This window comes from Streptomyces sp. NPDC059785 (assembly GCF_042732375.1).
Taxonomy (GTDB): domain Bacteria; phylum Actinomycetota; class Actinomycetes; order Streptomycetales; family Streptomycetaceae; genus Streptomyces.
On record NZ_JBHWHV010000012.1, the window covers coordinates 29061 to 50339 of the forward strand.

The 21279-nt window shown below is 72.5% G+C and carries 16 protein-coding genes; 7 read left to right on the forward strand and 9 right to left on the reverse strand.

Annotated features, from left to right (window positions below):
• Window positions 1-210: 210 nt before the first annotated feature.
• Complete coding sequence (locus tag ACFV6E_RS11795; RefSeq protein ID WP_385460838.1) at window positions 211-3432, reverse strand: tetratricopeptide repeat protein; 3222 nt, start codon at window positions 3430-3432, stop codon at window positions 211-213.
• Window positions 3433-3707: 275 nt separating this feature from the next.
• On the opposite strand from ACFV6E_RS11795, the gene ACFV6E_RS11800 reads away from it, so the two are divergent.
• Window positions 3708-5750, forward strand: coding sequence for a thioredoxin domain-containing protein (locus ACFV6E_RS11800; protein ID WP_385171479.1), 2043 nt, complete (start codon window positions 3708-3710; stop codon window positions 5748-5750).
• A gap of 30 nt (window positions 5751-5780) precedes the next feature.
• Here the strand turns inward: ACFV6E_RS11800 and ACFV6E_RS11805 are convergent, their stop codons facing one another.
• The 4 genes from ACFV6E_RS11805 to ACFV6E_RS11820 all read right to left on the reverse strand — a co-directional run bounded on the left by ACFV6E_RS11805 (window position 5781) and on the right by ACFV6E_RS11820 (window position 8500).
• A complete protein-coding gene (locus ACFV6E_RS11805; protein WP_385460841.1) occupies window positions 5781-6218 on the reverse strand; it encodes a hypothetical protein in 438 nt (145 codons plus the stop codon).
• Window positions 6219-6265: 47 nt separating this feature from the next.
• Window positions 6266-6997, reverse strand: coding sequence for a Mut7-C RNAse domain-containing protein (locus ACFV6E_RS11810; protein ID WP_385171485.1), 732 nt, complete (start codon window positions 6995-6997; stop codon window positions 6266-6268).
• A 73-nt stretch (window positions 6998-7070) separates the two neighbouring features.
• On the reverse strand, window positions 7071-7703 hold the full coding sequence (locus tag ACFV6E_RS11815) for a TetR/AcrR family transcriptional regulator (RefSeq protein ID WP_385171488.1): 633 nt from the start codon (window positions 7701-7703) through the stop codon (window positions 7071-7073).
• Window positions 7704-7786: 83 nt separating this feature from the next.
• A complete protein-coding gene (locus ACFV6E_RS11820) occupies window positions 7787-8500 on the reverse strand; it encodes a hemolysin III family protein (RefSeq protein WP_385169030.1) in 714 nt (237 codons plus the stop codon).
• Window positions 8501-8826: 326 nt separating this feature from the next.
• On the opposite strand from ACFV6E_RS11820, the gene ACFV6E_RS11825 reads away from it, so the two are divergent.
• Complete coding sequence (locus ACFV6E_RS11825) at window positions 8827-10662, forward strand: phosphoenolpyruvate carboxykinase (GTP) (RefSeq protein ID WP_385169027.1); 1836 nt, start codon at window positions 8827-8829, stop codon at window positions 10660-10662.
• Between the two features lie 370 nt (window positions 10663-11032).
• Here ACFV6E_RS11825 and ACFV6E_RS11830 read toward each other — a convergent pair whose 3' ends face one another.
• Together ACFV6E_RS11830 and ACFV6E_RS11835 are read right to left on the reverse strand one after the other, a co-directional pair.
• Window positions 11033-11452: a hypothetical protein gene (locus tag ACFV6E_RS11830; RefSeq protein WP_385169024.1), complete on the reverse strand. Its 420-nt coding sequence runs from the start codon at window positions 11450-11452 to the stop codon at window positions 11033-11035.
• A 239-nt stretch (window positions 11453-11691) separates the two neighbouring features.
• Window positions 11692-12903, reverse strand: a complete 1212-nt coding sequence (locus tag ACFV6E_RS11835; RefSeq protein WP_385169021.1) for a pyridoxal phosphate-dependent aminotransferase — start codon at window positions 12901-12903, stop codon at window positions 11692-11694.
• A gap of 263 nt (window positions 12904-13166) precedes the next feature.
• Here ACFV6E_RS11835 and ACFV6E_RS11840 point away from each other — a divergent pair, with 263 nt between their 5' ends.
• Complete coding sequence (locus ACFV6E_RS11840; protein ID WP_385460844.1) at window positions 13167-14075, forward strand: serine protease; 909 nt, start codon at window positions 13167-13169, stop codon at window positions 14073-14075.
• 33 nt (window positions 14076-14108) lie between these two features.
• Here ACFV6E_RS11840 and ACFV6E_RS11845 read toward each other — a convergent pair whose 3' ends face one another.
• On the reverse strand, window positions 14109-15731 hold the full coding sequence (locus ACFV6E_RS11845; RefSeq protein ID WP_385461019.1) for an amidohydrolase family protein: 1623 nt from the start codon (window positions 15729-15731) through the stop codon (window positions 14109-14111).
• A gap of 88 nt (window positions 15732-15819) precedes the next feature.
• Window positions 15820-17103: an amino acid deaminase gene (locus ACFV6E_RS11850; RefSeq protein ID WP_385460847.1), complete on the reverse strand. Its 1284-nt coding sequence runs from the start codon at window positions 17101-17103 to the stop codon at window positions 15820-15822.
• A gap of 244 nt (window positions 17104-17347) precedes the next feature.
• On the opposite strand from ACFV6E_RS11850, the gene ACFV6E_RS11855 reads away from it, so the two are divergent.
• From ACFV6E_RS11855 to ACFV6E_RS11870, 4 genes are all read left to right on the forward strand, one after another.
• Window positions 17348-18406 (forward strand): sugar kinase, encoded by a 1059-nt coding sequence (locus ACFV6E_RS11855; RefSeq protein WP_385461022.1) that lies wholly within the window; start codon window positions 17348-17350, stop codon window positions 18404-18406.
• Window positions 18403-19164 carry an IclR family transcriptional regulator gene (locus ACFV6E_RS11860; protein WP_385460850.1) on the forward strand — a complete coding sequence of 254 codons (762 nt, stop codon included), beginning with the start codon at window positions 18403-18405 and terminating at the stop codon, window positions 19162-19164. The genes ACFV6E_RS11855 and ACFV6E_RS11860 overlap by 4 nt, the downstream gene beginning before the upstream one ends.
• Before the next feature lie 28 nt (window positions 19165-19192).
• Window positions 19193-19615: a RidA family protein gene (locus ACFV6E_RS11865; RefSeq protein ID WP_385169011.1), complete on the forward strand. Its 423-nt coding sequence runs from the start codon at window positions 19193-19195 to the stop codon at window positions 19613-19615.
• A gap of 150 nt (window positions 19616-19765) precedes the next feature.
• Window positions 19766-21250 (forward strand): GntP family permease, encoded by a 1485-nt coding sequence (locus ACFV6E_RS11870; protein WP_385169008.1) that lies wholly within the window; start codon window positions 19766-19768, stop codon window positions 21248-21250.
• Window positions 21251-21279 lie beyond the last annotated feature (29 nt).

Sequence of the window (21279 nt, forward strand, 5' to 3'; positions counted from 1 at the left end):
CAGGCCGGCCGGGGTCTGCGTGGCCGGCGGCCTCGCAGCTGGGGCAGCCGCGGCAGCCGCGTAGGGCCGCGCCCCCGTGCGGCGCAGCCCGCGCAGGGCTGCGCCGAGCGTCTGCCGCGGGCTGCTGTCCAGCGTCCGCGGCGCCGTCGTGGCTGGTCGCGCAGTTCCCCGCGCCCCTACCGGGCGCTCCCGCGCCCCTTACAGGGCGCGTCAGCGCCGCGACGTCGTCACCGGTACCCCCATCACCTCCCGGGCGTGGCGGTCCGGGACCATGCCCAGGCGCCAGGCCTGCCAGCCGGAGTCGAGGTTGACACCGCGTTCCAGGAGGAGGGCGTAGGCCTCCAGGTAGTCGTCCAGCTTGGTGTCGCGGGCCGGGTGGGCGTTGCGGGACAGCTGGGCCAGCTCCTCCTGGGCCACCGCCGTGCCGACCTCGGAGCCGCCGGGCGCGGCGTAGGGCAGCAGGGTGCAGCGCAGGAAGCGCGCCCAGTCCTCGCCGCGGCGGTCGCCGTAGGACGTGAAGAGGCCGACCGCCTCGTCGCACAGGGCCAGCGCCTGCTGGGTACGGGCGTTGCCCGCGTCCACCACGGCCAGCTCCAGGCAGGTCCACGCCTCGCCGTGGGCCACGCCGATCCGCTGGAAGTCGGCGCGGGCGTCGACGAGGAGCTGCCGGGCGAAACCGGAGTTGCGCAGCGACCCCGTCTGGGCGGCCCGCTGGTCGCGGGTCACCCGGGCCGAGTGGTGCCGGGCGCAGGCGAGCCCGTACACGTCGCGCATCCGGGAGAACATCGTGCGGGACCGCTCCAGCTCCCGTACCGCCTGGTCCAGGTTGCCGGTCTCCTCCAGGGCCTGACCGAGGTAGTACACCGTCCACGCCTCGCCGCGCGCGTCCTCGTTCTCGCGGTGGCGGGAGGCCGCCTGGCGCAGGCCGTCGACCGCCGACGACGGGTGGCCGCCGACCATCTGGGCGCGGGCGAGCTGGGTCAGCGCCCACGCCTCGCCGCGGTTGTCGCGGGTACGGCCGTACAGGTCGAGGGCCGCCCGCAGCTCGGCCTCCGCGCGCGATACGTCGCCCATGCGCAGACCGAGCTGGCCGAGCTGGTAGTGGGTCCACGCCTCGCCGTGCAGGGACTCGCCCTCGCGGTGCAGGACCAGTGCCTGGGTGAGCAGGTCGAGGGCGGAGGACAGCCGGGCCCGGTCGCGTTCCACCGCGGCCAGCGCGTGCATGTTCCAGGCGCGGTCCGCCGCCAGCTCGGGGGCGGTCTGGAGGTCCAGGGCCTCCTGGAGCTTGGCCGCCGCCTCGGTCAGATTGCCCTGGTGGTGCAGGGTGATCCCGAGGGAACCGAGCGCGCGGGCCGCGCCCGCGTCGTGGTGCGCCTCGAAGTACAGGTCGACGACCGAGGACAGCGTCGTACGGGCCTTGTCCAGCTCGCCGAGCTGGCGGGCCGCGATACCGGTGCGCCACTGCACCGAGCGGACCAGGAGGCCCTGGTCGACGGCCTGCGTCAGCTCGCTGATCTCGCCGAGCCGGTAGAGGTCGCCGCGCAGCAGGCAGTAGTCGCACAGCGCGCCCAGCAGATTCAGTACGGCCGCCTGGTTCACGCCCTCCGCGTGCCGGAGCGCCGCCGTGATGAAGCTCGACTCGTCGTCCAGCCAGCGCAGCGCCGCGTCCAGCGAGGTGAAGCCGTGCGGGCCGACCGCGCTGTGCTGGAACGCGGAGTCCGCGCGGGTCGAGGTCTTGCCGTCGACCAGCCGGATCACCGAGTCGGCCAGCTCCGCGTAGTTCACGATCAGCCGCTCCTGCGCCGCCGTGCGCTCGGCCGGTTCCTCCTCGTCGAGCAGCCGGGCCTGGGCGAAACTCCGTACGACGTCGTGCAGGCGGTAGCGGCTGCCGCGGACGTGGTCGATCAGGCCCGCGCGGGCCAGCGCGGTGAGATGGCGGGTCGCGTCCGGCTCCTCCGTCGCCAGCAGCGAGGCCGCCGCGGCGGCGCCGAGCGAGGCCCGGCCGGCCAGCGCGAGGCGCCGCAGCAGCCGCCGGGCCGGCTCCGACTGGTCGGTGTAGCGCAGCCACAGGGCCCGCTCGACCGGCTCGACGGGCCCGTACGCCCCAAGGTCGGCGGCGAGCTGCCGGTGCGTGCGCGGGCCGAGCGCGGAACCGGCGAGGCGCAGGGCCAGCGGCAGCCCGCCGCACAGCTCGCGGATGCGGTCGGCCGCCTCCCCGTCGTACGGGGCGGAGGCGTCCTGGGCGGCGGCCGTCAGCAGTTCCTCGGCGCCCGCCGCGTCCAGGGCCTCCAGCGGGAGCTGGTGCACCCAGGCGGGGAGGTCGCCGGGCAGGTCGAGCGGGGCCCGGGCGGTCACCAGGACCAGGCTGTCCGACCGCTCCGGGATCAGCGTCCGCACCTGTTCGGCGTCCGAGGCGTCGTCGAGCACGACGGTGACCGCGAGGCCGGTCAGATGCTGGTGGTACAGCTCGCTCAGCCGCCGTACCTGCTGGTCCTGCGAGGAGCGCTCGCGGAACAGGAGCTGCTCGCGCGGCGCGCCGAGCCGGTTCAGCAGGTGCAGCAGCGCGTCCCGGGTGGACAGCGGCGGCTCGTCGTGGCTGTCGCCGCGCAGGTCCACCACGCACGCGCCGCGGAACTGGTCCCGCAGTTCGTGCGCCGCCCGGACGGCGAGCGTGCTGCGTCCCGAGCCCGGCGGGCCGTGCAGCACCACGACGGTCGGCTTCGTCTCGGTGCTCGCGCGGGCGGCGTGCACCCACTGCGCCACCCGGGACAGCTCCTGCCGGCGGCCCGCGAACACTCCGTCGGGCTCGGGCAGTTGCCCGAAGGACCGCTCCAGGACGGTTCGTCTGCGCGCCGCCGCGCTCTTGTCCGTACGGCGCAGCTGCGGCGCCCCCTTCTTCATGCCGGTCGACGCGCTGAGCACCCGCTGCTGGTCGAGGAACGGGCGGATACCCCGTACCTCCAGGGCGGTCAGCCATTGCAGCCGGAGCTGTTCGGGGCCGCCCGGCTGGTTCCTGGCGCCGGCGTGCCGGCTGGCCGCGGGCAGGTGCGAGGCGGTCACCTTCGCCACGGTCGTCGCGGCGCCCACCACGCCGACGACGGCACCGGCGGCCAGCGCCGTACCGGCGCCGGTGCCGAGCGCGAGGTCCCCGACGCAGGCCCCGACCGCCGCGACGGCCGCCACGAGGAGCGGCGTCCCCGCGCCCTCGCGCGCGTAGCGCTGACCGAACGTCAGCCGGCCCGCCTCCGCCTCGTCCAGCGCGCGGACGTACGCCTCGTACTCCTCCTGCGCCGTCCGTGCCATGGCGTCGAGCCCGCCGCGCGCCCGCGACAGCAGCACGGTGCCGTCGGTACGCCCGCCCGAGCGCCGCACCTCTTCCTCGACGGCCCTGGCCAACAGCCGCTCGGCCTCCGCCCGGTGGCTGTCCCGCATGTCACGTCCCCCTCCAGAGCGGTTCCTCCCCTGAGTCACCAGTGTCGGGTGTGCGGGGCGGTTGCGCGAGAGTGCCGCTGGCTGTTCCCGGGCGGGTGCGGCGCCGTCGGGGCTGGTCGCGCCCACGCGGCGGAGCCGCACATGACACAGCCCCGCGCCCCTGAACGGGCGCCCCTGGCGCCCCGGTCAGGGGCGCCACGCCCGCCAGATCCGTAGAGTGAACCCGCGGCCCGGCTCGAACCGCCTGGTCAGGTCCCACCGGAGGGTGTTCCACCGTGTCCAACCGACTGGCCCACGAGACGTCCCCGTATCTGCTTCAGCATGCCGAGAACCCCGTCGACTGGTGGCCGTGGTCGGCCGGGGCGTTCGAGGAGGCACGTGAGCGCGGGGTGCCCGTGCTGCTGAGCGTGGGGTACAGCAGCTGCCACTGGTGTCACGTCATGGCGCACGAGTCCTTCGAGGACGCGGGGACGGCCGCGTATCTCAACGAGCACTTCGTGAGTGTCAAGGTCGACCGCGAGGAGCGGCCCGATGTCGACGCCGTCTACATGGAGGCGGTGCAGGCGGCCACCGGGCAGGGCGGCTGGCCCATGACGGTCTTCCTCACCGCGGACGCCGAGCCCTTCTACTTCGGCACCTACTTCCCGCCCGAGCCCCGGCACGGCATGCCGTCCTTCCGGCAGGTGCTCGAAGGGGTGCGCGGTGCCTGGACCGACCGGCGCGAGGAGGTCGCCGAGGTCGCGGGCAAGATCGTGCGGGACCTGGCGGGGCGGGAGCTGAACCTCGGGGACGCGCAGGTGCCGGGGGAGGAGGAACTCGCCGCCGCGCTGCTCGCGCTCACCCGTGAGTACGACGCCCAGCGCGGCGGGTTCGGGGGCGCGCCCAAGTTCCCGCCGTCCATGGTGATCGAGTTCCTGCTGCGGCACCACGCCCGCACCGGCTCGGAGGGCGCCCTTCAGATGGCGCGTGACACCTGCGAGCGGATGGCCCGCGGCGGTATCTACGACCAGCTCGGCGGCGGTTTCGCCCGTTACTCGGTCGACCGGGACTGGGTCGTGCCCCATTTTGAGAAGATGTTGTACGACAACGCGCTGCTCTGCCGGGTGTACGCGCATCTGTGGCGGGCCACCGGGTCGGATCTCGCCCGCCGGGTCGCCCTGGAGACCGCCGACTTCATGGTCCGCGAACTGCGCACCCCCGAGGGCGGGTTCGCCTCGGCGCTCGACGCGGACAGCGACGACGGCAGCGGCCGGCACGTCGAGGGCGCGTACTACGTGTGGACGCCGGAGCAACTGCGCGAGGTGCTCGGCGAGGCCGACGCCGAGCCGGCCGCGCGGTACTTCGGCGTGACCGAGGAGGGCACCTTCGAGGAGGGTGCCTCCGTGCTGCAACTTCCGCAGCGGGACGAGGTGTTCGACGCCGGGTGGGTCGAGTCCGTCCGCACCCGGCTGCTCGCCGCGCGTGACGGGCGGTCCGCCCCGGGGCGCGACGACAAGGTCGTGGCCGCCTGGAACGGGCTCGCCATCGCCGCGCTCGCGGAGACCGGCGCCTTCTTCGACCGGCCCGACCTGACGGAGGCCGCGCTCGCCGCCGCCGATCTGCTCGTCCGCGTTCACCTGGACGACCACGCCGGGCTCGTCCGCACCAGCAAGGACGGCCGGGCCGGCGCCAACGCGGGCGTACTGGAGGACTACGCGGACGTCGCCGAGGGCTTCCTCGCACTCGCCGCCGTCACCGGTGAGGGCGTCTGGCCCGAGTTCGCCGGGCTGCTGCTCGACCATGTGCTGACCCGGTTCGCCGACCCCGACTCGGGCGCCCTGTACGACACGGCGGCCGACGCCGAGCAGCTCATCCGGCGCCCGCAGGACCCCACCGACAACGCCACCCCTTCCGGCTGGAGCGCCGCCGCCGGCGCCCTGCTGTCGTACGCCGCGCACACCGGCGCCGAACCCCACCGCACCGCCGCGGAACGGGCGCTGGGCGTGGTGAAGACGCTGGGCCCGCGCGTCCCCCGTTTCATCGGCTGGGGTCTCGCGGTGGCCGAGGCGCTGCTCGACGGGCCGCGCGAGGTGGCCGTGGTGGGTCCGGACGGCGATCCGGCCACCCGGGCCCTGCACCGGACGGCGCTGCTCGGCACCGCGCCGGGCGCGGTCGTCGCGGCGGGCCCGCCGGACGGCGACGAGCTGCCGCTGCTCGCGGACCGTCCCCTGGTCGGCGGCGCACCGGCGGCGTACGTCTGCCGGAACTTCACGTGCGACGCCCCGACGACCGACGTACAGGCTCTCGCCGAGGCGCTGGGGGCGGTCAACGCGCCCTGACGCGTACCGGGTCCCCGGGCCGCGTCCGGGTCAGGCGCCGCTCATGATCAGGGCCGCCAGCGTCACCTGGGCGCCCCACTGGAGCAGCACGGTCCCGGTCCTGGCCGCCGGCCATCGGTCCGGGGCCCAGACGACCGCCGTCACACCGGCCGTGAGCGCGGTCCAGAACAGGGCCCAGAGCAGTCCGCCGGGCACGTCCGAGCAGCCCTCGCCGTACATCAGGCAGCCGGTGCCGCGGTCGGTGGACAGCACGGCGAGCCAGGCGAGGACGACGATCGGCAGCAGCATGATCAGTCCCGTGACCGCCCCCACGGCGAGCAGGCGGGCGCGGACACCCGCGGTGGAATCCGTCGATGACGGTCCGCTGAGGGCCGTGGTGCCCGTGGTGCCTGTGGCGTCCGTGGCATCCGTGGAGCCCGTGGTGTCCGTGGAGTCCGTGGCGTCCGTGGTGAAGGGCTTCGCTGTCATGGCCCCATCCCACCCCGGGAAGCGGCCCCGGTGATCCGGGCGGCTACTCAGTTTCCCTGGGCGGTCATGCTCAGTGCCTGTTCCACGATGGCTTCCAGGTGGTCGTGGTGGGCGCCGCGCCAGTAGGGCCGGCCGCACTCCGCGCACTGGGCGAAGACGTCGTACGACCGCCGGGTGCCGCCTTCGAGCCGGTCGGCGACCTCGTCCTTGGTGGCCGCCCGGAGCACGCCGTTGCACGCGGTGCAGCGGGTCCAGGGCCGCAGTTCGGGCGCGAAGCGGCCGAGGACGTCGGCGAGCTGTTCGTCGGGGCGGGTGCTGTAGACGAACGCGCCCGCCCACAGCTCGCGACGGCGCAGCAGACCGCGGTCGCGGCTGAGCATGACGCGCCGCTCGGCGGCCGAGCGGGCGGCGAGGGCCGGGTCGCCGATGTCCGTGGACTCGTACGCCGCGTCCACGCCGAGCAGCCGCAGCCTGCGGGCCAGGGTGCCGAGGTGGACGTCGAGCAGGAAACGCAGCGGCGCGCCCGGCACGGACTGCGGGCGCCGGACGGCCTCGACCCGGACGGCCGCGCCCGCCGCCGGTACGTGGGAGGGCGGCACCTCGCGGCCGTCCACGACCAGCGTGCCGGCCTCGGTCAGCGGCACGCCGAGCGACTCGACGACGTGGCCGAGCGAGGAGGTGCCGTCGGTGACCACCTCCGTGGCGCCCGCGCGCCGGCGGTGCGGCACGAACAGGCCCAGCTCGGGGGCGAATTCGACGGTGATCTCCGGTCCGTTCACCGGCTCAGCATGCCACGCGGGCCCGCGCCCCGGCCTCCGCATTCCGGCAGGGCCCGACGGTCAAGAGCAACGCTCAGCCCGCCGGGCCGCGCCGCATGACGTCGAGGGCGCGGTCGACCAGTTCCCCGAGGTCGTCCCGGTGGCCGTGCTCCGCCCAGTACGCGGTGGTCTCCAGCAGGCCGCCGATCAGGGACATCGCGAGGACCCGTACCTCCAGGCCGTCCGCGTCGCGGCCGGTGCGCTCGGCGACGACGCGGCACAGCATCCGGCCGGTGACCGACATGCTCTGGGTGATCCGGGAGCGCACCGCGGGCACTTCCAGCATCAGCCGGGCCCGCAGCCGGGACAGCTCGGGCTGCTCGGCGGCGCCGAGGTCGACGGCCCTGCGCAGCACGTACCGCAGGGAGTCGGGCCACGGCTCGTCCACGGGCCTGGCCCGCAGCTCCGCCTCCAGGACCGGGTCGTCCTCGTCGGTGAGGACGATGTCCTCCTTGGCCGGGAAGTACCGGAAGACCGTGGAGGGGGAGACCTCCGCGGCCTCGGCGATCCGGTCGATGGTCGCCGCCTCGTACCCCTCTTCGCTGATCAGCCGGTACGTGGCGGCGCGGATGGCGGTCCGGGTCTTGGTCTTCTTCCGCTCGCGCAGCCCCGCCGGGGGCTGCGCGGCCGGGGTGGAGCTGTGTGCGGTCGGGGGCATGGCGTTCATTGTCCGGCATCGGCGCCCGCCGGGCGTCGGCCCGGTGCTCAGAGCCTGTGTCATATCCCCGGCCGGGGATATGACACAGGCTCTCATCCGTGCTGGTAGGCCACGATCGAGATGCCGACGTAGTGGACGACGAAGGCCGCGAGGGTGAGGGAGTGGAAGACCTCGTGGAAGCCGAACCAGCGCGGGGAGGGGTTGGGGCGCTTGATTCCGTAGATCACGCCGCCCGCGCTGTAGAGGAGTCCGCCGACGACGACCAGGACGAGGACCGCGATGCCGCCCGCGCGCAGGAAGTCGGGCAGGAAGAAGACGGCGGCCCAGCCCATCGCGATGTAGCAGGGGGTGTAGAGCCAGCGCGGGGCGCCGACCCAGAAGACCCGGAACACTATGCCCGCGGCGGCCGCGGCCCAGATGCCCCACAGCAGCCACTGCCCCTTGCCGCCGGGCAGCAGCAGCATCGTCAGCGGGGTGTACGTGCCGGCGATGATCAGGAAGATGTTGGCGTGGTCCAGTCTGCGCAGGAGCCCGCCGGCCCGCGGGCCCCAGTTGCCCCGGTGGTAGAGCGCGCTGACCCCGAACAGGAGGCAGGCGGTCAGGACGTAGATCCCGCACGCGATACGCCCGCGTGAGGAATCGGCGAGCGCGGTGAGTACGAGACCGGCGATGAGCACGGCCGGGAACATGCCGGCGTGCAGCCAGCCGCGGAGCATCGGCTTGACCGGATGCGGCAGGGGGATCTCGACAGGACCGCGGCCGACGGCCGGCGTGTCCGTGTTCGATTCGGGGACGGACGCAGTCATGGGCCGAATCGTACCTACGGAACCGTAAGTTACGTGTCAGTCCCGGCGGATGAGCGGTCGAACGTGGTGATGATCTCACGGCACGCCCGGGACTCCTGAGGGGGTACCTGAAGTGAACCCACGATGTGCCGGAGGAAACCCGCGGCCGAGTGGTGATGCTCACCTCGCTCACCTGTGCGCCCCTCTGGACAGATGGGCAGACGCGTCGGATGATCAAATGAGTGCGGTCGGCACCGGATGAGCGCCAAAGATCCATCACCGTGAAGCATCCGGGTCGCAGCCCCCAAGGGGCATTCAACAACAAAACCCCTCATTTAGGAGCGATCGTGGCGCGCGACATCGCGGCTCCCCCCACCGTCCCCCCCACCCAGCACCAGGAACTGATCTCGTGGGTGAACGAGATCGCCGAACTGACGCAGCCGGACAACGTGGTCTGGTGTGACGGATCCGAGGCCGAGTACGAGCGACTGAGCGAGGAGCTCGTCCGCAAGGGCACCTTCCGCAAGCTCGACCCGATCAAGCGCCCCAACTCCTACTACGCCGCCTCCGACCCGACCGATGTCGCGCGGGTCGAGGACCGTACGTTCATCTGCTCCGAGAAGGAGGAGGACGCCGGTCCGACCAACCACTGGAAGGCCCCCGCCGAGATGCGGGAGATCTTCACCGGCAAGGACGGCGACGGAGGGATCTTCCGCGGCTCCATGCGCGGCCGGACCATGTACGTCGTGCCCTTCTGCATGGGCCCGCTCGGCTCGCCGCTGTCCGCCCTCGGCGTGGAGATCACCGACTCGGCGTACGTCGCCGTCTCCATGCGCACCATGACCCGGATGGGGCAGCCGGTCCTGGACGAACTCGGCTCCGACGGGTTCTTCGTGCGTGCCGTGCACACGCTCGGAGCCCCGCTGGCCGAAGGTGAGGCGGACGTCCCCTGGCCCTGCAACCCCACCAAGTACATCTCGCACTTCCCCGAGAGCCGTGAGATCTGGTCCTACGGCTCCGGCTACGGCGGCAACGCGCTGCTCGGCAAGAAGTGCTACGCCCTGCGCATCGCCTCCGTGATGGCGCGCGACGAGGGCTGGCTCGCCGAGCACATGCTGATCCTGAAACTGACCCCGCCGCAGGGGCAGTCGAAGTACGTCGCCGCCGCCTTCCCGAGCGCCTGCGGCAAGACCAACCTCGCCATGCTGGAGCCCACCATCTCCGGCTGGACCGTCGAGACGATCGGCGACGACATCGCCTGGATGCGGTTCGGCGAGGACGGGCGGCTGTACGCGATCAACCCCGAGGCCGGGTTCTTCGGCGTCGCGCCCGGTACCGGCGAGCACACCAACGCCAACGCGATGAAGACGCTGTGGGGCAACTCCGTCTTCACCAACGTCGCGCTCACCGACGACAACGACGTCTGGTGGGAGGGCATGACGGAGGAGACCCCGGCCCACCTCACGGACTGGAAGGGCAACGACTGGACGCCCGAGTCGGGAACCCCGGCGGCGCACCCCAACGCCCGCTTCACCGTTCCCGCCGCCCAGTGCCCGATCATCGCGCCCGAGTGGGAGGACCCCCGGGGCGTGCCGATCTCGGCGATCCTCTTCGGCGGGCGGCGCGCCTCGGCCGTACCGCTGGTGACCGAGTCCTTCGACTGGAACCACGGCGTCTTCCTCGGCGCGAACGTCGCCTCCGAGAAGACCGCCGCCGCCGAGGGCAAGGTCGGCGAGCTGCGCCGCGACCCCTTCGCCATGCTGCCGTTCTGCGGCTACAACATGGGCGACTACATGGGCCACTGGGTCGACGTGGCGAAGGACAAGGACCAGGCGAAGCTGCCGAAGATCTACTACGTCAACTGGTTCCGCAAGGACGACGACGGCCGGTTCGTCTGGCCCGGCTTCGGCGAGAACGGCCGCGTCCTGAAGTGGATCGTCGAACGGCTCGACGGCAAGGCCGACGGCGTCGAGACGCCCATCGGCGTGCTGCCCGCGAAGGGCGCCCTGGACACCAAGGGGCTCGCCCTGTCCGAGGCCGACCTCGACCTCCTGCTCACCGTCGACACGGAGGTGTGGCGCGAGGAGGCCGCGCTCGTCCCCGAGCACCTCAACACCTTCGGCGACCACACGCCGGCGGAGCTGTGGGAGGAGTACCGGGCGCTGGTGCGGCGCCTGGGCTGAGCCCCGGCAGAGCGAAGAAGTCCCGGCCGTCCGGGAACAGGGGGCCGCACAACGGCGTGCGGCCCCTCTTCGCGTCCGGTCCCGGCGACGGCGAACACCGCGGCACCACGACGAGCGGCGCGTGGAAGGGGCGGGGGCGTGCTCCCGGAACGGCTCCGGACGATGTCCCGGAACGGCTCCGGACGATCTCCCGGAAGGTGAAGGGCGTGCCGGTCAATGGCGCCCGGTCCGCGCGTCGCTGCGGGTGCGCGCGGACCGGGGCCGATCGGGGGAGCCCGGAGGGCTCGGTGCGGAGGTACTGGTGCTCATGGCTCCGCCGGTGCTGCTGGTGTCGTCAGTACTGCCAGTACTGCCAGTACTGCCGGTGTGGCTAGTGCGAGGCGAGGGCGCGGGTGTCCCCGGCCGCCGCGTGGGCGTCCATCCGCTCCGCCGCCAGGATGGCGGCGGCGGTGTCGGCGCGGGAGGCCGCGACGACGAGGGCGCGTCCGGCGAGCGCGTGCGCCCGCTGGTGGAGCAGGGAGACATGCGGTTCATGGATGGCGGCGGCCACCGACGACCGGACGGGCGGCAGCCCGCCACGCAACCGGGACACCTGCTCGGCGAGCCGTTCGGCCGCCAGGTCCAGGTCGCCCGAGGGCGCGAGCGCGCGCAGCTCGTCCGTCACCGCGAGCAGCGCGGCCAGGTGGCCGGCGAGCTGGATGTCCAGCTCTTCCTCGCGTGAGCGGTGCGGGAAGTCGGTGGAGGTGCCGGCCATCGTGTGGACCGACTTGGTGCGGATCGGTTCGTACATGGGACGGCCTCCTGTGCAGTCAGGAAACCATCCTAGCTTAGATTGGTTCTAAAGTTGAGCAGGTTCGGGAAAACGAAGGTGGCATGTACATACAGTGATCGGTGGCCGGCCGCCGTACGTGGATGGTGACCGATGGCCGGCCGCCGTACGTGGATGGTGACCGATGGCCGGCCGCCGTACGTGGATGGTGACCGGTGGCCGGCCGCCGTACGTGCATGGTGACCGGTCGCGTCCCGCGGTCAGTGCTGGCCGTAGCCGTCCAGGAAAGTGCCGATACGGGTGATCGCCGAGGTCAGGTCCGCGACCGTCGGCAGGGTGACCACCCGGAAGTGGTCCGGCTCGGGCCAGTTGAAGCCCGTGCCCTGCACGACCATGATCTTCTCCTGGCGGAGCAGGTCGAGCACCATCCGCCGGTCGTCCTTGATCTTGAACACCTTCGGGTCCAGGCGCGGGAAGAGATACAGCGCGCCCTTCGGCTTCACGCAGGTCACCCCGGGGATCTGGGTGAGCAGCTCGTGCGCCGTGTCCCGCTGTTCCTTCAGCCGGCCGCCGGGCAGCACCAGGTCCTTGATCGTCTGGCGTCCGCTGAGCGCGGCGACCACCCCGTGCTGCCCCGGCATGTTGGCGCACAGCCGCATGTTCGCCAGGATCGTCAGCCCCTCGATGTACGAGTCGGCGTGGGCGCGCGGTCCCGAGATCGACATCCAGCCGACCCGGTAGCCCGCGACCCGGTACGCCTTGGACATCCCGTTGAAGGTGAGGGTCAGCAGGTCGGGGGCGACGGCGGCGGTCGGGGTGTGCGTGGCGCCGTCGTAGAGGATCTTGTCGTAGATCTCGTCGGAGCAGACCAGCAGGTTGTGGCGGCGGGCGATGTCGGTCAGCCCGCGCAGCATCGCCTCGTCGTACACCGCACCCGTCGGGTTGTTCGGATTGATGATGACGATCGCCTTGGTGCGGTCGGTGACCTTGCGCTCCACGTCGGCGAGGTCCGGCATCCAGTCGGACTGCTCGTCGCAGCGGTAGTGCACGGCCGTACCGCCGGACAGGGACACAGCGGCGGTCCACAGCGGGTAGTCGGGTGCCGGTACGAGGACCTCGTCGCCGTCGTCGAGCAGGCCCTGCATGGCCATCACGATCAGCTCGGAGACGCCGTTGCCGATGTAGACGTGCTCGACGTCCGTCTCTATGCCGAGGGTCTGGTTGTGCATCACCACGGCGCGGCGGGCGGCGAGCAGGCCCTTGGCGTCGCCGTAGCCGTGGGCCGAGGAGACGTTGCGGAGGATGTCCTCGAGGATCTCCGGCGGGCAGTCGAAGCCGAAGGCCGCCGGGTTGCCGGTGTTCAGCTTGAGGATCCGGTGCCCTGCCGCTTCCAGCCGCATCGCCTCCTCGAGAACCGGGCCCCGGATCTCGTAGCAGACGTTGGCGAGCTTCGTGGACTGGATCACCTGCATGTCCGTGAGCTTACGGCGGCGCGGCGGATGGCGGGGCGTGTTATTCGCCACGTGAGACGTTGTACTTTGAGCTTTTTGTCCTTCCGTCGAGGCGCCCGCCTCCCCCGTTCGAGGGGCCCGGCGGCCCGGCGGGGGCCGGAAACGGCTCCTTGTCGGCGGTGCGCCACCCCTTCACAATGCGCATGTCAAGACAGCGGGTGGCCGGAAGACCTCCGGCCGCCCCTGTCGCAGCGGAACAAGACATGACCATGAGGGGACCCCACATGAGAAAGCCTCTCGTCGCCGCGCTCTTCGCCCTGGTGATCGCCGGGGCCGGCGTGGCTCCGGCGGTCGCGGCGCCCGAGCCCGCACCCGCGACGGCCACGACGGCCGGAAAAGCCGCCCCGGCCACGACGGACGCGGCGGTATCGGCGGCCACGGCAGCCGCCCCGGCCGTCCAGGCGGTGAACTTCGCCGGCACCGTCGCGCTCAGCAACTGCTCCGGCTCGGTGATCCGCTTCCCGAACTCCGAGAGCGACGACCCGGCGCTCGTCCTGTCCAACGGCCACTGTCTGGAGACCGGCTTCCCCGAGCCCGGCGAGGTCATCGTCGACCAGGCGTCCAGCCGCACCTTCGGCCTGCTCAACGCCTCCGGCACGCGCGTGGCGACCCTGCGCGCCAGCAAGGTCGCCTACTCCACGATGACCGACACGGACGTCACGATCTACCAGCTCACCAGCACCTACGCGCAGATCAGCAGCAGCTACGGCATCAGCGCGCTCACGGTCCAGGACACCCACCCGACCGCCGGGACCGCCATCACGGTCGTCTCCGGCTACTGGAAGCGGACCTACGCCTGCAACATCGACGGGTTCGTCTACCGCCTCAAGGAGGGCGACTGGACCTGGAAGGACTCGGTCCGCTACACCTCCGCCTGCCAGACCATCGGCGGTACGTCGGGCTCGCCGGTCGTCGACAACTCCACCGGCAAGGTCGTCGCCGTCAACAACACCGGCAACGAGGACGGCCAGCGCTGCACCGAGAACAACCCCTGCGAGGTCGACGAGAACGGCACCGTCACCGTCCGCGCGGGCATCAACTACGCCCAGGAGACCTACCAGATCGTCCCCTGCTTCGGACTCGACAACAAGCTCGACCTGAGCCGCAGCGGCTGCACCCTGCCCCAGCCGTAGACCTGCACGGGCATGCACGGGCCGGGCGGGCGGTCACCGGGGAGTCCGGCGGACCGCCCGCCCCGCCAGTACGTCCGTACGGCGGCCGTCCTCGATCACGGGGCGGCCGTCGATCAGCACGTGCGGGATGCCCGTCGGCAGGGTGCGCGGCGCCTCGTAGGTCGAGCCCGCGGCGACCGTCTCCGGGTCGAACAGGACGAGGTCCGCGCGGTAGCCCTCGCGGACAAGGCCCCGGTCGGGCAGCCGCAGCCGCGCGGCCGGGCGCCCGGTGAGGTGTGCGACGCACTCCTCCAGCGAGAGGACGCCCAGCTCCCGTACGTAGTGCCCGAGGTAGTGCGGGAAGGTGCCGTACGCGCGCGGGTGCGGCTTGGCGCCGGTCAGGATGCCGTCGGAGCCGCCGGTGTGCACCCGGTGCCGCATGATCGCGCGCACGTTCTCCTCGTGGCCGACGTGCTGGAGGATCGTCGGGCCGAGGAGGTCCTCGACGAGCAGCCGGCGCGCGGTGTGCCAGGGCTCCTCGCCGCGCAGGGCGGCGGACTCCGCGACGGTCCGGCCGACGTACTCCGTCAGATCCGGGTCGCTCACCCCGGAGATCTCGATGGTGTCCCACTCGATGGGGACGCCGTGGCAGCCGTCGGCGCCGACGACCTCCAGGTGGTGCCGGATCCGCTCGGCGGTCGCGTCGTCGCGCAGCCGGCCGAGGATCGCCTCGGGCCCGCCCACGCTCGCCCAGCTCGGCAGCATCGCCGCCAGGGTCGTGCACCCGGGGGTGTAGGGGTAGGTGTCCAGGGTGATGTCCGCGCCGGCCGCGAGGGCGTCGTCCAGGAGGGCGAGCAGGTCGGGCGCCTTCCCCCGGTTCACCCCGAAGTTCATGGTGGCGTGCGCGAGGTGCAGCGGGCAGCCCGCCTCCCGGGTCAGCGCCACCATCTCCTCGTACGCCGCGAGGGCGCCCGCCCCGTACGAGCGGTGGTGCGGGCAGTAGTAGCCGGCGTGCTCCGCGACCACCCGGCACAGCTCGGTCAGTTCGGCGTCCTTCGCGTACATGCCCGGGGTGTAGGTGAGCCCGGAGGACATGCCGACGGCGCCCTCCCGCAGCCCCTCGGCGACCAGGTGCCGCATCCGGTCCAGCTCGGCCGGGGTGGCCGCGCGGTCCTCCCAGCCGACCGCGAGCATCCGTACCGTGCCCTGCGGGATCAGATACGCGGCGTTGACCGCGATGCCCTCGCCGCCGAAGCCGTGGTCGAGCCGGTCCAGGTACCCGCCGACCGAGCGCCAGCTGAAGTCGATGTCGTCGCCGTGGCCGTTCCAGCCGGTGATCGCCCGGCGGACCTCGGCGAGCGTACGGTCGTCGACCGGCGCGTACGACAGGCCGTCCTGGCCGATCACCTCCAGGGTCACGCCCTGGGCGGCCTTCGCGCTGTGGTCGGGGTCCCGCAGCAGGGCCAGGTCGCTGTGCGCGTGCATGTCGATGAAGCCGGGCGCGAGGGCGAGACCGGCCGCGTCCAGCGTCCGGCGCCCGTTCGGGCGCGGGCCCGCAGGGTGCGGGCCCGAACGGCGGATCTCGGTGATCCGGCCCCCGGACACGCCGACGTCGGCACGGTAGGACGCGCCGCCGGTGCCGTCGACGACGCGCACGTCACGGATGACGAGATCCAGCTCCACGGGAACTCCTCGGTGCGTTGAGGTCGGTCTCTGAGGCCGGATTTTGAGGTCGGGCTCTGAGGTCGGACTCTGGCTTCGGTCTCTAGAAGAACGTGCGGATGTATTCGACGACCGTGCCGTCCGCCTCCACCAGCGGAATGAGCTGCCACTTGTCGAAGGACGTGCACGGGTGGGACAGGCCCAGGCCGACCCAGTCGCCGACCCGCAGGTCCGCCTCGGGCGTGGTGGCCAGCCAGGCGTGCTGGTCGGACAGGCCCGTGACGGTGACGCCGGCGGCCGGGCGCTCGGCGCCGTCCCTGCGGACCACCTGGGCCAGCGGCAGATCGAGGTCGTACGCCGCGTCGCGCTTGCCCGCGTTGGCGAACGCCTGGGCGGGGGAGGGGCGGGAGACGACCTGCGCCCACAGCCGGAAGGCGGGCTGGAGCGCGCCCTCCTCGGGCACCCGGGTGAACGGCGTGATCCTGCGGTAGTGGCCGTCGTCGTGCGAGACGTACGCGCCCGAGCGGAGCAGCTTCAGCACGGGCAGCGACAGCTCCGGGATCCCGGCGAAGACGTCCGCGACCGCGTCGAACCAGGCGCTGCCGCCCGCGCTGACGACGATCTCGTCGAGCCCGTTCCCGGCGAAGCGGCCCGCCTCGTCGAACTCCGCGGCCAGCGCGGTCAGCCGGCGCAGCCAGGCGTGCACCCGCTCCGGGTCCGCGTCCGGCACCTCGCCCTCGTAGCCCGCCACGCCCACGAGCCGCAGCGTGTCGGTGGCGGCCACCGCGTCCGCGACCGCCGCGCACTCCGCCTCCGTACGGACACCGGTACGGGCGCCCTCACCGGCGGCGAGTTCGACCACGACGTCCACCGGGCGGGACGCCCCGCGCAGGGCCGCGTCCATCAGGGACACGCCGTCCACCGAGTCGACGTAGCAGACGAAGCGGAAGGACGGGTCGGCGGCGAGTTCGGCGGCGACCCAGCGCAGGGCCGCCGCGTCGACGAGCTCGTTGGCGAGGAAGACCCGCCCGGCCCCGAACTCCCGCGCCACGCGCACCTGGTGGGGCACGGCGAGCGTGATGCCCCACGCCCCGTGTTCGATCTGCCGCTGGAAGAGCTGCGGCGCCATCGAGGTCTTGCCGTGCGGCGCGAAGGCGAGCCCGTGCCGGGTCGCGTACGTCTCCATGAGTTCCAGGTTGTGCTTCAGGCGCTCGGCGGAGAGGGCGAGTACAGGGGTGGTGAAGCCGCCGGTGAAGAGGTTGCGGCGCTGGGCCGCCAGCTCGCCGACCGTCAGGCCGTCGGCGTCCGGCGGCAGGCCCTTGAAGCGGTGGTCGACGCGGTCCGCCGCGAGGGCGGCGAGACGTGCTGCGGCGGTGTCGGCGCCCATGGGGCCTCCCGGGAGTGAAGTCCAGCGGTCACCGATCGTCCATCGATGACGGAGCAGGCGTTGGCATCGTTGCAATCTCTGCAACAGTCATTGCGTATGTCGCTCACTGCTGTCTAACATCCCAGCCGACGCAGGGTCAACGGTGCGCCAACGACGCCGTCGGCCGCGAGAGCTAGGAGCCGCACCCATCGTGACCAGCAACGGACCCGTACGTGAGGGCGCGCCGCGCGAGACTGTCGAGGGCATGTCCGTCGACGGGCTGCCGGCCGACGTCGTGACCCTCGGCGAGTCCATGGTCACCTTCCTCCCCTCCCGGCCCGGCCGCCTCGCCGACGTGCCGTCCTTCGAGCGGGCCATCGGCGGCGCCGAATCCAACGTGGCGTGCGTGCTCGCCGCCGCCGGGCACTCGGCGCAGTGGGTCAGCCGGGTCGGCGCCGACGGCTTCGGCGACCACCTCGTGGAGACCATCGCGTCCTGGGGCGTCGACACCTCCGCCGTGCGCCGCGACCCCGCCCGCCCGACCGGCGTCTACTTCCGCACCGCGGGCGACCGCGCCACCGACGCCCACGAGGTGGCGTACTACCGGGCCGGCTCCGCCGCCTCCGCGCTGGCCCCCGGCGCCCTGGACACGGCCGCCGTCAGGCCCGGCCGCGTCCTGCACCTGACCGGCATCACCGCCGCCCTCTCCGCCGGCTGCCTGGCCCTGCTCCGCGAACTGACCGCGCCCCGCCCCGGCCGCCCCCTCGTCTCCTTCGACGTCAACCACCGCGCGCACCTGTGGCAGGGGCACCCGGACCCGGGCGCGGTCCTGCTCGGCCTGGCCCGCGGCAGCGACCTCGTCTTCGTCGGCGAGGACGAGGCCGAGGCGGCCTGGGGGATCACCGGCGGCCCCGCCGCGATCCGCGCCGCGCTCCCTGGACCCGGCACCCTGGTCGTGAAGCAGGGCGCCCGGGGCGCCACCCTCTTCGAAAGTGACGGTGACGGCGACACCGTCACCGCCGTCCCCGCCCCGCACGTCGACGTCGTCGCCCCCGTCGGCGCGGGCGACGCCTTCGCCGCCGGGTTCCTCTCCGCGACCCTGCGCGGCCTGCCCGCCCGGGACCGGCTGCGCCACGGCCACCTGGCGGCCGCCGCCGCGCTCACCGTCCCCGGCGACCTCGCCGCACCGCCCGCCCGCGGCCACGCCGACCGCCTGGCCGTCCTCGACGACACCGCGTGGGAGACACTTCGACTCGGCCCCGGCTGGACGCGAGCCGCCGACCACGCCGACGCGCGGGCCGAGGAGGAGGTACGCACCCCATGAGCCAGACCGTCGACCGAGCGCTGAGCATCCTGCCGCTGCTCGCCGAGGGGCCCGCCGACCTCGGGCAGGTCGCCGACCGCCTCGGAGTCCACAAGTCCACGGCCCTGCGGCTGCTGCGCACCCTCCACGAACACGGGCTCGTCTACCGCCAGGAGGACCAGCGCTACCGCCTCGGCGCGCGCCTCTTCGCCCTCGCCCAGCAGGCCGTGGAGAACCTGGACATCCGCGAGATCGCCCACCCCCACCTCGTACGCCTGAACGAGCAGTGCGGGCACACCGTCCACCTCGCCGTTCACGAGGAGAACGAGGTGCTCTACATCGACAAGGTGGAGAGCCGCTACCCGGTGCGCATGTACTCGCGGATCGGCAAGCCGGTGGCCATCACCGTCGCCGCGGTGGCCAAGCTGCTGCTGTCCGACCTGCCCGAGGCCGAGCGGCGCGCCCTCGCCGAGAAGCTCGACTACCCCCTGTACACGGCCCGTTCGACGCCCAACGCGCCCGCGTTCCTGCGCGAGCTCGCCACGGTGCGCGAACAGGGCTGGGCCACCGACCTCGGCGGCCACGAGGAGTCCATCAACTGCGTCGGCGCCCCCATCCGCGGCGCCGACGGACGGGCCGTCGCCGCCATGTCGGTCTCCGCCCCGAACGTCGTCGTCACCGCCGACGAACTCCTCACCCTGCTCCCACTGGTGCGCCGTACCGCGGACGCCATCAGCCGCGAGTACTCCGGCAAGACACCGGCGAAAGACCCCGTATGACCGGCAAGACCCAAGCAGAGGACCCCGCATGACCGACCGTACGACCGAGAAGACCGCCCTCACCCCGAAGACCCACACCACGCCGCCCGCGAAGTTCTCGCACGGGGTGAGGAAGGGCAACATCCTCCAGGTGGCCGGTCAGGTCGGCTTCCTCCCGGCCGTCGAGGGCCAGGCGCCCACGCCCGCCGGACCCACCCTGCGCGAGCAGACCCTCCAGACCCTCGCCAACGTCAAGGCGATCCTCGAAGAGGGCGGCGCGAGCTGGGACGACGCGATGATGATCCGCGTCTACCTCACGGACGTCGACCACTTCGCCGAGATGAACGCCCTCTACAACGCGTACTTCGAGGAGCAGGGCCTCACCGCTCCGCCCGCCGCCCGCACGACGGTCTACGTCGGTCTGCCCGCGGGCCTCCTCATCGAGATCGACGCGCTGGCCGTCCTCGGCTGAGGTTGAGGCCGAGGCTGACAGCGGCTCCCTTCATCTCTCCCGCATTCCGTACGACGTCACGGCGCGTCGCCCCTTCGTTCCTCCGGGGCGCCGCGCCGCGATACCCCCTGCCCGAAAGCGTCATGCTCCGAGGAAACCGAGGCCCGCCCGATGTCCCACGCACTCCCCCTGACCGCCCTGGCCGCAGAGGCCGAACCACCCCACACCGGCGGCCTGCTCCTCCTGCTCGACGGCACCGCAGGACTGCTCACCGTCGCCGCCCTCGGCATCGCCCTCCTGCTGTTCCTGATCATCAAGGTCAGACTCCAGCCCTTCGTGGCCCTGCTCGCCGTCTCCATAGCCGTCGGCCTCGCGGCCGGTCTCTCCGTGACCGAACTCTTCGGCACCGTCCAGAAGTCGACGGCCGTCTCCGTCATCGAGTCCGGCATGGGCGGCATCCTCGGCCATGTAGCGATCATCATCGGCCTGGGCACGATGCTCGGCGCGATCCTCGAAGTCAGCGGCGGCGCGGAGGTACTGGCCTCCCGTCTCCTGAACCTCTTCGGCGAGCAGCGCGCCCCGCTCGCCATGGGCCTGACCGGCCTGATCTTCGGCATCCCCGTCTTCTTCGACGTCGGCATCTTCGTCCTCGCGCCGATCGTCTACGCCGCCGCCAAGCGATCCGGCAAGTCGATCCTGCTGTACTGCATGCCGCTGCTCGCGGGCCTGTCGATGACGCACGCGTTCCTGCCGCCGCACCCCGGGCCCGTCGCCGCCGCCGGACTGCTGCACGTCCAGCTCGGCTGGATCATCCTCATGGGCATCGTCTGCGGCATCCCCGCCGTCCTCGCCGCCTGGGCGTTCTCCGCCTGGATCGGCAAGCGGATCTTCGTCCCCGTACCGCAGGACATGGTCGAGGCCGCCGAGGAGTCCAGGCGGGCCGTCATCGACGAGCAGCGCGCGGCGGGCGTCGAGCCGACCGAGAAGCCGGTCCCGCTGGCGACCGTCCTCGCCATCATCGGTACGCCCCTGGTGCTGATCCTCGCCGCCACGTTCTCGTCGATCGCGCTGGACCCCTCGACCGGCCGCTCGGTGATCGAATTCTTCGGTAACCCCTTCGTGGCCCTGACCATCGCCCTGGTCCTGGCGTACTACTTCCTGGGCATCCGCCGCGGCTGGTCGCGCAAGTCCCTGGAGAAGGTGTCGACCTCGTCCCTGAAGCCGGTCGGCAACATCCTGCTCGTGGTCGGCGCGGGCGGGATCTTCGGCGCCGTCCTCAAGGCCAGCGGCGTCGCCCAGGCGCTCTCCGACACCTTCAACGACGTCGGCCTCCCGGTGATCGTGCTCTCCTACCTGATCTCCGTGGTGCTGCGGGTGGCGCAGGGTTCGGCGACCGTCGCCATCGTCACGACGGCCGGCATCGTCGCCCCGCTGCTCGCCGAGGGCGACCACTCCCAGGCGTTCACCGCCCTCGTCATCATGGCCATCTCGGCGGGCTCGATCTTCGCCTCGCACGTCAACGACGGCGGCTTCTGGATGGTCGCCAAGTACTTCGGCATCAGCGAACGCGACACCCTGAAGTCCTGGACGGTCCTGGAATCGGTCCTGTCGGTGGCGGGCTTCGCGGTGGCGGCGGTGGTGAGCCTGTTCGTCTAGGGCTGGGGCGACTCGTACGGTCCGTGCGT